Genomic DNA, 11,291 nt, shown 5'->3' with positions numbered 1-11,291 from the left:
TTTCATCGAACACTCTTACTATGAAATAGTCGCCTATTTCATACCAGAGGAGCATCTCTGGAAGAAGCGTTTTGCTCCATTACAGAAGCTAGTTTCGATATGCCCTATCGTACTATTGAAAACAAGAAAGAATGTGTTTTCTGGTGCTTGTTGCTTAGACTTTTTACCTGTACAAGCCTTTCTGTACAGAACCCTCTAAGCCTAGTTTTCAAGGTGCGATGCCTCTCGGCTCTGGGTTTTACAAGAGGTTTAATACCCTTTCCTCTAAGTGAATTTTAACACAAAGTCGTCCTTTAAGGACGAGGCTTTAGACCCAATTTTTCGGTAAATACGGCAAAAATGCCATTGCCAGCCTCCCTATCTAATCCCTTAAATGTTCCTGATGACTCATTCTCATCATAAAGCCTTTTATCTTATTTAACATTAAGTTTAATGTCAAGTCAATACAACTATACTTAAAGTATGATTCATTCAGCTTTAAAAAATGCCCGCCAAGTCAAGTAAGCCGCTCTCAGGGCTGACTCACCTGGACAAGGGTTGCAGCCGACAGGATGGAGCTAAAACTCTGAAGCAATTAATAATTAAGAAGCCTACTTGCCCTTGTTGCTCAGATACCTTACTCTGTCATATACGTTTAGGAGGACTTTACTGGCGATGTAGCTACTGTGATCAGGAAATGCCAATCTAGAAACCAGCGTCGGAAGAGAATTCTCAAGTGCTAATAGTACACCCAACCGTAAGAGCGCAAGGATAGTGCCCTGACATAAGTAACTCATTCTGGATTATCTAAACTGGTATAATATTTCTATCCTTTATAGTTGATAAATGACCCTTAGACCCAAACTTTTCTCTTTCTTTTCTGGAATTGGATTTCTTGATTTAGGCTTTGAAGCCAGTGGTTTCGATATCGTATATGTGAATGAAATTAATCCCTCCTATGTAGAAGCTTACCGTTACTCTAGACAAGTTCTGAATCTGCCATTACCCGAATACGGATGCCATTATGCCGAAGATGGAGATGTTGAGCAACTGATAGAAGGTGAACAAGCCTTAAATCTCTGGTATTTAATCCAGGATGCTCGCAAATCTAGAGACATTATTGGTTTCATTGGTGGTCCTCCCTGTCCCGACTTCTCAGTTGGGGGGAAAAACCGAGGGAAAGACGGTGATAATGGTAAACTTTCGGCTGCTTATGTTAAATTAATTTGCCAATATCAACCGGATTTCTTTCTCTTCGAGAATGTTAAAGGATTGTGGACAACTAAAAAACACCGTCTTTTTTTTGAACAGCTTAAAGATCAGCTAAATCGAGCTGGCTATCTATTAACAGAGCGTCTAATTAACGCGATAGAATACGGCGTTCCTCAAGATAGGGAGAGGATTATCCTACTCGGATTTCATCGAAGTTTAGTCAAAGATATAGGACTATCGCCAACTGCCCAATTTATGCCTGAAGGTGTTTTTCCCTGGATGACTTCTATTGTATATCCTAAGCCAAGGGTTTTCGCTTGTCCTTGGGCTGCAACTGATCCCTTTCAGGAAAATTCACACCGCCCTTGCTCTAATGATATTATTCAGGAACTAACAGTTGAATATTGGTTTCGGAAAAACGATGTACTTAACCATCCCAATGCTAAACATCATTTTAAACCGAGAGCGGGACTCAAGCGATTTCTTTCCGTGGCGGAGGGAGATGATTCACGAAAGTCTTACAAACGTCTTCACCGATGGCGTTATTCCCCGACAGCTTGTTACGGAAATAACGAAGTTCACTTACATCCTTATAAAGCGCGTCGTTTATCTGTTGCGGAAACGCTGGCTATACAATCGTTACCGAAAAACTTTGTCCTTCCCGATGACATGTCACTGACAAATATGTTTAAAACAATTGGCAATGGGGTTCCTTACTTAGCATCTAAGGCTATTGCTCAAAGTATTCTGGATTTTTTATCAACAAGGGAATTGGATGACAAGCAGCCAACGCCAAAGCAATTAGAGTTATCGTTAGGATAGCAATTTCGCTAGAATCAATATCTGATGATCCGATCGCGAATCTTTTTGTGAATCTCTATAGATGCATGATTAAAATTATTTGAGAATTATCTACCGCCTCCTCCCCTAAACAATGCCAGATCATCCCAACACCAGTCAAAATAGCTTACAACTGTCCCTAACTGCCTTCAGAGAGCAGGAATTGCAACGCCTGCGGAACAGCTTACGCCAGGGACAACAACCGATGGCAGATTGGCAGGGGGGAACTCTGGCGGTGTCGGCGGTACCGGGTGCAGGGAAGTCTACGGGAATGGCAGTGGCGGCAGCAATTGCGATCGCGCGATATCAACTCCATGGTAAACGACAATTAGTGGTGGTCACGTTTACGCGATCGGCGGCGGCTTCAATTAAGGGGAAAATTAGGGATTATCTTAAGCCGCTACGCTTACCCCAAAATAGTTTTGTGGTGTATACTCTTCATGGGTTAGCCCTAAATATTGCCAACCGCCATCCTGATTTATCGGGGATTAATTTAGATACGCTAACCGTTGTCACCCCCAATCAAACCCACCGCTTAATTCGTGCTTGTGTGGAACAGTGGATTGCTGCCAATCCGCGTCGCTATTCTATTTTGTTGGAAGGAGTAAGTTTTGATGGGGAAGAGACGGAACGATTGCGGCGACAATCGGTATTGCGAACCGAAGTGCTGCCGTCTTTGGCATATACGGTAATTCACGAAGCCAAAAGTTCGGGATTATTACCCGAAGACTTATGGGGAATCAGTCAACAAACCAATGACCCTTATGGCATTTTAGCGATCGCGGCGGGATTATACGAGCAATATCAACGAGTGACGCGATCGCGAGACTTTATTGATTATGATGATATGATTCTAGCAGCATTGCGAGTGCTAGAAGATAACACCGTGCGCCAACTCTGGCAGCAGCAATTTTTTGCCGTATTTGAAGACGAGGCACAGGATTCGAGTCCTTTGCAATATCACTTACTACAAACTCTAGCCGCTGATCCGACTAATCCTTACACACCCCTCAATTTAATCCGGGTTGGTGACCCAAATCAAGCGATTAACTCCACCTTTACTCCCGCAGACCCAATATATTTTAATCGCTTTTGTACCGAATGTCAGGAGCAGCAGCGCCTTGCTACCATGGATCAAGCGGGTCGCAGTACACCCATTATTATTGATGCCGCTAATTTTATCTTAAATTGGGTAAATCAAACCTATACTCAAGAGGGCGATGAATCCACTCGTCCCTTTCGTCCCCAAACCATCCATCCCGTACCCCCTAATGACCCACAAACCGACGCCAATCCTCAGCCAGAGGGACGAGGGTTAGAAATTTATACCCCCAGTGATATTTATCAAACCGTAGAACTTTTGGGACAACGGGTTATAGACTTATTCACCCGCAACCCCAAACATAACGCGGCGGTATTAGTGCGGGAAAATCGCCAAGGAAACTTTATCGCCCAGAAACTCGACTATCTCAAACGCCAGCATGGGATTGAGGTGTATGATGTACAGGGGAGCGATCGCCACTCTCACATTCCCGTTGAAATACTGGCATTATTGCAATTTATCGACCGTCCCCATTCTCCCGATTACTTAAAAGTCGCATTAGAAGTTCTCGTTAAACGCCAACTCATTCCCACCCAAGACTTAAACGCCCTCGCCACCTACCCCGAACAATTCCTCTATCCAGGACCCCTTGACCCCCATCCCACGCCCGCAGTCAGTCAAGCCGCCAGATACTGTCGCAGTCTATTACGAGCGCGTCTAGAATTACCCCATTATCAGCTTATTTCCTTTTTAGCCCTCACCTTACAGTACGACCAATCCGAACTCGCCACAGCCGATAAATTAGCCGAACGAGTCGTCAAACAAACCTACAGCAGCAGCGCCATGTCTGCTACCTTAGCCGCTTTGAGTGAAATTGTCTCCTCGGAACGGTTTGAACCCGTAGAAACCGAAGACGCCGACTCTCGCTATTTACGTCAACGTCAACTCACCATTATCACCATGCATAAAGCCAAGGGATTGGATTGGGACTATGTATTTCTCCCCTTTCTCCACGAAGACACCATTCCCGGTAATCCTTGGGTACCCACGGCGGCACAGTTTTTAGGCGATTTTACCCTAGCGGAAGTCGCGCGGGCGCAAATTCGGGCAAATTTGCATGATTTCCCCCTACCCACAGCCATGGAAGCCTGGGAGAAAGCGGGACAGCTTAAAACCGCAGAAGAATATCGTTTATTATACGTAGCAATGACCCGGGCAAAGCGATTGTTATGGATGTCGGCGGCGCACAAAGGACCCTTTCGCTGGAATACATTTAGTGGTCAAGCCTCGGATAACTTGCAGATGAAAAAACCTTGTCCTGTGTTACCCGTATTGAGTCGTCGCTTCCCGGAGTCAGTTCGTTCGTCGTAGGGGTTTGGTTACCAAACCCCTATTTGGTTACCAAACCCCTATTTGGTTACTGCGTGGTGAGGATGTCAAATGGGCAACTCAATCACAAACTCTGTTCCTTCCCCTAGTGTAGAACTAAAATTTAGGGAACCTTTATGCTTTTCGACCACAATCTGACGCGCAATAGACAAGCCTAAACCCGTTCCTTTACCCACGGGTTTGGTGGTAAAAAAGTTATCAAATATGCAGTCTTTTACCTGAGTTGACATACCTATACCATTATCGCTAATCCGAATAATCACGACTTCTTTATCTTCTGGAATGTAGGTGTCAATTTTAATGTGAGGCAGATAGTCTTGATTCAATTCCTCCAACTTTTTTACCTGTAATTCATCTAAGGCATCAATAGCATTAGCGATGATATTCATAAAAACTTGATTCAGTTGCCCAGGATAACAGTCGATAGGCGGTAAATTGCCGTAGTTTTTAATCACCTTAAGGGCTGAACGTTTATCATTTGCCTTAATTCGGTGTTTTAAAATCAACAGCGTACTCTCAATTCCATCATGGACGTTGAAATTTACCTTATGATGAGCATCCAAGCGAGAAAATGTTCGCAAAGAGTTGCTAAGCTGAAAGAGACGGTCAACCCCCTGTTTCATTGAAGATAGAATATTGGGCAGATCCTCAATCAGATAATCGAGTTCAATATCCTGACTTTTTTGCTCAATTTCAGTGCCGCAATGGGGAAACTTTTCTTGATACAGACGCAGCAGAGAAATCAGATCTTGAGTATAGTCCTTGGCACAACTGAGATTTCCATTAATAAACCCCACAGGATTGTTAATTTCATGGGCAACGGCGGCTACTAATTGACCCAGTGTTGCCATTTTCTCAATCTGTACAAGCTGAACTTGGGCTTGTTGTAAGTCCTCTAGGGTTTGTTTTAATTGAGCCGTTCGTGCATCGACTCGTTGCTCCAAATCCTGGGTGAGTTGGCGAATCGTCAGTTGATGATCCACACGCGCCAAAACTTCTTCAAATTGAAAGGGTTTAGTAATATAGTCAGCCCCTCCCAAGGTAAAGGCTTTGACTTTATCAAAGATTTCATCTAAGGCGCTAATAAAAATGATCGGAATATCACGAGTAACGGGCGAAGCTTTCAGGGCTGAGCAAACATCATAGCCATTCATATCGGGCATTAAAATGTCCAACAAAATCAGATCAGGTGCTACCGCTTTTGCCGCCGTTAATGCCATGGCACCGTTGACTGTACTGCGAACTTCATACCCATACCTTGTCAGTGCGGCTTCCAAAAGACGTAAGCTATCGGGTGTATCATCAACAATTAAAATAATTCCTTTTGATGTCTTTGGCTGATAACTGTTCATAAGCAAGTCTGACTGCCAAGGGGGAGCAGGGGTTGTAGAGACGTGCCATGGCACGTCTGGAACCAGTAGAGACGTGCCATGGCACGTCTGGGAGCAGAAATTAAATTAGAGTTTATCCAAGCTGTATTGTATTGTGGTCTGTCCCGTCTCTACAATGTCAGAAAAACGGGAGGTGTTGATCACGAGATAGCCTTTTGCGCTATATCCATAATGACATCACAACGAAAGTTATTAACTAAATCGGTTAATGCCTTCGTGAGTAACGTCTGTTCTGGAGGTATTTGTTCGATAAGCTGAACAATCTGTTTACTATTAAGCTGGATGGCGGCTTGGTGCAACTGAGTAATCCAATTCGTCGGCATCACCCTGAAATCCTCAGAGGTTAATACCGATGTATCGACATCGGATGAGGGTGGGGGAGAATCGTCATAACAATAACGGATACCTAAGTGTTGTGCCATTTTCTCTAAAATCGCCTCAGTGCGGAAGGGCTTGGCGACAAAATCATCACAACCTGCTGCTAAAATAGCCGTTCGTTCTTCATCAAAAGCGCTAGCGGTTAAGGCAATAATCACGGTTGTCTTTCCCTGAGGATGAGATTTAATCATTTTAGTGGTTTCATACCCATCCATCACAGGCATTCGCATATCTAACCAAATCAGATGAGGTTGCCAATGTTCCCAGCGAGCAACAGCAACTTGACCATTCTCGGCTTCTTGCACGTCTAATCCTAAGGATTCCAGAAACTTGACCAGGGGTTTGCGATTTGCCCATTGATCTTCTACCACTAAAATGCGATAGTGGGGTTGGTTGGGTGCGATACCAATCACCTGCCGACTTAAGGGTTGACTAGGAATCTGATCTTGGGGAACGATGCCGATGGGTATATCAAATTTTACCAGTGTGCCTTGACCTGGAGTGCTGTTAATGGTAATTTCTCCACCCATCAATTGCACAAACCGACGACTAATGGCTAAACCTAAACCCGTTCCCGAGTGCGATTGCTGACCGGTATTGGTTTGCACAAAGGCTTGAAACAGGGTAGCAAGTTCATCAGCACGAATGCCCACCCCGGTATCTTCGACTTCAAAAAACAGACAGGATTGAGCATTGATATTCGTTGGTGGGGTCATCGTATCGGATATCGTTTGCACGCGCAAGATCACCTTACCTTGTGACGTAAATTTAACCGCATTACCCACTAAATTAATCAAAATCTGCCGCAATTTCCCCTCATCTGCAATCCCATAGCGAGGCACATTGGCAGTTCGCTCAACCATAAGCTGTAACCCTTTAGATAGGGCTTTCAGGCGCAACATTTCCGCAATAGAATCAACCAAACTGTAGAGATCAAAGCTACTTTGTGACAGGGAAATCCTACCCGCCTCAATTTTGGACATATTCAGGACATTATTGATCAAATCCAGCAAATGTTCACCCGAACGGGTAATAATGCCCAAATAATCCTGCTGATTTTGATTGAGAGAAGCATCCCTTGCCATGAGTTGGGTAAAGCCCAGGATGGCATTGAGGGGAGTACGCAGTTCATGACTCATATTTGCCAAGAACTCGCTTTTGCCACGGTTAGCCGCTTCTGCTGCATCTAAAGCCTGTTGTAGGGCGGCTTCCGTTTGCTTGCGCTGTTGGATATCCTCAACCACGCCAATAATGTAATTGGGGGTATCCATCCAGGTTCGCACCAGGGATACAGCAAGATTCACCCATTGCCATTGACCATCTTTACGGATAAAGCGTTTTTCTCTAGAATAAGTGGAACATTGACCTGCCAATAATTGAGTTAAATCATTGAGTTCTGCGGCTCGGTCATCAGGATGAGTAATGGCGGGGAAACTAAGCTGTAATAATTCCGACTCCTCGTATCCTACCAAGTCACAAAATCGTTGATTGACCCGAATTAACTCTCCCGATGGTGTCCCCAGGGCAATTCCCACGGCGGCTTGTTCAAAAATTGCCCGGAAGCGTTCTTCACTTTCCCGTAATGCGGCTTCCGCCCGTTGACGTTCGGTGACATCACGTAAGCAAATCTCAAAAACGGATTCACCTTCCCATTCGGTTTCAACTACACTCATTTCAGCAAAAGTGAGTTTTCCATCGGCGCGAACAATTCCCAATTCTGTGGTTTGATGTATACCAATAGGCAGTCCAAAGTTATAGTTGAGTAATTCCTCCACATCCTGATTTAAGAGGTTGGCGGCGGCTGGGTTGGTGAAACGAACTTGACCTTGGCTATCGACAATCATAATCCCGTCGGAGGTACTGGAGATGATTGCATTGAGTCGAGCTTCACTGTGGCGCAGTCGTTGTTCGGTTAATTTACAATCGGTAATATCCCGTCCCACCGCCTGGAATTCCAGTAATCGACCTTGAGCGTCAAAGATAGCGCGATCGCTCCATTGTTGCCAGCGAATCTCACCACTCTCTAGAATGACACGGTGTTCGACTGTACCTACAGGGTTATCTGGAGTCAACTCGGCGATAAAGGCTTCTAGCAGGGGTTTATCTTCTGGGTGGATCAGGGGGAAAAAGCGGTATCCAATGAGTTCTTCTGGTGTTTTACTAAAATAGCGACAATAGACTTCGTTAACAAAGGTGAGTCTGCCATCAGCGCTGTAACGACAAGTTAGTTCGCTTTGATCTTCAATAATGGCACGATAGCGGGATTCAGTGTGGTGTAACTGCTGCTTTTGCTGTTTTACAGTGTTCTCCAGAGTGCGTGAATACTGTTCGAGGTGTTCGTATGCTTGAGCATTCTTTAGTGCAGATGCAGCCTGGATGCACAGGAGTTGGACAATCGCCACGCGATCGCCCGTGAATGCGTCTCTGGTTTGATTATTTTCTAGGTAAAGAATACCAATTTTCTGGTCACCCACTGTTAACGGCGCACATAATACACTCAATTGGGGAAGTGTTGAGTGTTGAGTGTTGAGTTTTGACCCTTCGTTAGGATCGAGGGTATGGTTTTGAGGGTTCAGTGCGATCGTTGACCATCGTGTAACGTCTGTCGTATCATCACAGACGACTAAAATGTCGGGATGATGCCAAACATATTCAACCAGCGTTAAGGAAATCTCTGGGCTGGATTTGATGGGAGTCAGGGGCAAAATGATTGGGTTTGTACCCCTTACCCCCCTAGCCGCTATGACTAAATGCTCCGGCTGAGGCAAAATCAGGGTAACGCTTTGAGCATCTGTCATCTCAAAGGCTATCTGGATTAAGGTTGAGAGCAATGGCTGTAGTCGAATTTCTCTAGAGATGGCTTGAGACAAATCAATAACCGTCGCCATCGATAGACTATCTGAATTATCAATGAAACAAGAGACCAATGTTCTAGGGTTGAATGTTTTAACATCAAAACGGATGAACGGCAAGCAACTTAGCCCGCTCATCAGATGGTTATTTCTGAAGAAAAATGAATTTGACTTGACTTTTTCCGTTTACTGCTTTATTTACTAACAGACCCTTGGACTCGCGATCGCGCACGTCTTAGGTGAGCATTATTCGCTCTGGCTGATTAGCTTTTCCTTACCAAAGATTAATTTGGCTTTATATTAAGTGAAGCTTTTATGCTTTTGTCCTCTAGTCTATACTAGATTTCCTTTAATTGAAAACGGCTGTACGGGGGAAATCCTAGGTGACTCTATGCTTGCCATTTAACGGGGTGAAGTAGGGGCTTGGTAACCAAGCCCCTACTGATGGTTACCAAGCCCCTACTGATGGTTACCAAGCCCCTACTGATGGTTACCAAGCCCCTACTGATGGTAACCAAGCCCCTACTGAGAACGTTGTGCCAACTCTTCACCACTCACGGTCGAAATTTGCCAAACCATGATTTGCCGATCAAATCCGCCAGTAGCCAGGATTGTACCATCAGGGCTAAAGGCAACGGAATGCACCCAATCTTCATGGGCTGTGAGTAATGCCAACAGTTCACCGGTTCTTAAATTCCATAACCGTACCCCGTCACGACTAGCACTGGCTAGGGTTTCACCATCGGGGTTAATCGCCACAGCCCACACTCGCCCGGTATGTCCCGAAAGAGTCTGTGCTAATTGTCCAGTTCTAAGATTCCAGACTTTAATCGTGCGATCATAGCTACCACTGACTAATGTTTGTCCATCAGGTGTAAACGCCAAGGCATTAACTGAACCGCGATGGGCGCTAATCTGATTGAGAGACGTCCCTGTGTTTAAATTCCAGAGCTTAATTGAACCATACTTATGACCACTTGCCAGAATATCTCCATCCGGGTGAATCGCCAAGCCATAGGTTTGGTTATCAAAACGCGCCAAGGTATACATTCGACGTTGTTTGGTTAAATCCCACAGTCGAATTCCATCTAAAGCCCCCGTTACTAAGGTGCGACCATCTGGCGTGATTGCCAGGGACAAGACATTGCTGGTATGATCGCGAAACTGATGGATATAGTCTCCGGTTTTCCAGTTCCAGAGATTAACCGCAGAATCTGTACCAGAACTGACCAAGGTTTCTCCATCGGGTGATAAGCCAAGGACGGATACCGAAGTTCGTTGCGCTCGCAGGCTGTCGATTTCTTGACCTGTTTCTAGCTGCCAAAATTTAATTTTGCCATCGTTATAACTACCGCCGCTAATGAGAATTGTTCCATCTAGACTAAAGAACAAAGAATCAATGGCTGTGTTATGACCTGTAAAGGTGCGGACTAGTTGCGGATTTCTCCAGGCTTCAGGTGAAAGGAGAGGTTGAGGCGGAGATAAATTATTGGGATTTGGCGAATCGATGGGTATAGGAGGCGGTGGTTGAGCTGGATTTTCCGGATTGGGTGGCGCAATGGGTACAGGTAAAGGCTGACTCATTGCCTTATGGCTCACAGTCGCCCACACTATGATCATTCCTATCAAAACTGCCCTTATTTCATTGGTCATTTGTCATAATTATCGCACTCAAAACTGGGATGGGGCGGGTTTAGTTCCATCTGGGTGAGGGAAGAAACGATAATCGTGAAACCCGCCCCTACACACAACCAGGTTTCCTTGAGTGAAACGAAGGGTCACGCGCCATTCCCTTGAACGAAGTGAAGGGTCAAAACTCATTCCTCATTCATCAGAACTCCTCCGTTGCGGGAAACCCCGTGTCTTCAGACCGGGGAGGAACGCACGGTAGCGGTTTAAGAAGCCTCCAATATTCAAAAACCATAATTGTAACCATCCTTTTGATGAATTTGTTGACAGTATTTGTGGCTAATTCCTTGAATCAACCCACCTGTTGTTGAAATATTGAAGCTACCAGTAGAGCGAACTGCAACCCTCCCGGCGTAAGTTCCAAACTTTTTCCCAGAGGTAACAACTGCTTTTACAATGTCACCAGTCTGAAAACCTTTGACTCGCTTTAATCTAGGCACATATCGACAAGGAAACCCAAACTTGTCAGTACGACACATTTGCCTAGAGCCATGACCAGTCGCTTTGATGCTCAAAGGC

At 45.0% G+C, this 11,291-nt stretch carries 6 protein-coding genes and 1 pseudogene; 3 read left to right on the top strand and 4 right to left on the bottom strand.

The genetic code is table 11. The features are described from left to right. The 3 genes from RID09_RS00595 to RID09_RS00585 form a co-directional block, all read left to right on the top strand. Nucleotides 1–199, top strand: a 199-nt coding sequence (locus tag RID09_RS00595; protein WP_446334012.1) for a hypothetical protein, incomplete at its 5' end; no start/stop codon positions are given. A gap of 626 nt (nt 200–825) precedes the next feature. Beyond that, nucleotides 826–2,013, top strand: a complete 1,188-nt coding sequence (locus RID09_RS00590; protein WP_446334011.1) for a DNA cytosine methyltransferase — start codon at nt 826–828, stop codon at nt 2,011–2,013. A gap of 112 nt (nt 2,014–2,125) precedes the next feature. Then, a complete protein-coding gene (locus RID09_RS00585) occupies nt 2,126–4,444 on the top strand; it encodes an ATP-dependent helicase (RefSeq protein WP_446334010.1) in 2,319 nt (772 codons plus the stop codon). A gap of 65 nt (nt 4,445–4,509) precedes the next feature. Here RID09_RS00585 and RID09_RS00580 read toward each other — a convergent pair whose 3' ends face one another. From RID09_RS00580 to RID09_RS00565, 4 genes and pseudogenes are all read right to left on the bottom strand, one after another. Beyond that, nucleotides 4,510–5,814 (bottom strand): sensor histidine kinase, encoded by a 1,305-nt coding sequence (locus RID09_RS00580; RefSeq protein ID WP_446334009.1) that lies wholly within the window; start codon nt 5,812–5,814, stop codon nt 4,510–4,512. A 179-nt stretch (nt 5,815–5,993) separates the two neighbouring features. Next, nucleotides 5,994–9,119, bottom strand: a complete 3,126-nt coding sequence (locus RID09_RS00575; RefSeq protein WP_446334008.1) for a PAS domain S-box protein — start codon at nt 9,117–9,119, stop codon at nt 5,994–5,996. Nucleotides 9,120–9,605: 486 nt separating this feature from the next. Next, nucleotides 9,606–10,667 carry a WD40 repeat domain-containing protein gene (locus RID09_RS00570; RefSeq protein WP_446334007.1) on the bottom strand — a complete coding sequence of 354 codons (1,062 nt, stop codon included), beginning with the start codon at nt 10,665–10,667 and terminating at the stop codon, nt 9,606–9,608. A 329-nt stretch (nt 10,668–10,996) separates the two neighbouring features. After that, nucleotides 10,997–11,291 (bottom strand): annotated as a pseudogene (locus RID09_RS00565) (RNA-guided endonuclease IscB); the annotation flags it as partial.

The sequence above is a fragment of the Coleofasciculus sp. G1-WW12-02 genome (genome assembly GCF_040219735.1).
GTDB lineage: Bacteria > Cyanobacteriota > Cyanobacteriia > Cyanobacteriales > Coleofasciculaceae > Coleofasciculus.
This window is presented reverse-complemented; position numbering and strand designations above follow the sequence as displayed.

Excerpts from the sequence above, each read along its gene's own strand:
- RID09_RS00590 (WP_446334011.1), top strand. The coding sequence starts at position 826 with ATGACCCTTAGACCCAAACTTTTCTCTTTCTTTTCTGGAATTGGATTT.
- RID09_RS00585 (WP_446334010.1), top strand. The coding sequence starts at position 2,126 with ATGCCAGATCATCCCAACACCAGTCAAAATAGCTTACAACTGTCCCTA.
- RID09_RS00580 (WP_446334009.1), bottom strand. The coding sequence starts at position 5,814 with ATGAACAGTTATCAGCCAAAGACATCAAAAGGAATTATTTTAATTGTT.
- RID09_RS00575 (WP_446334008.1), bottom strand. The coding sequence starts at position 9,119 with ATGGCGACGGTTATTGATTTGTCTCAAGCCATCTCTAGAGAAATTCGA.
- RID09_RS00570 (WP_446334007.1), bottom strand. The coding sequence starts at position 10,667 with ATGAGTCAGCCTTTACCTGTACCCATTGCGCCACCCAATCCGGAAAAT.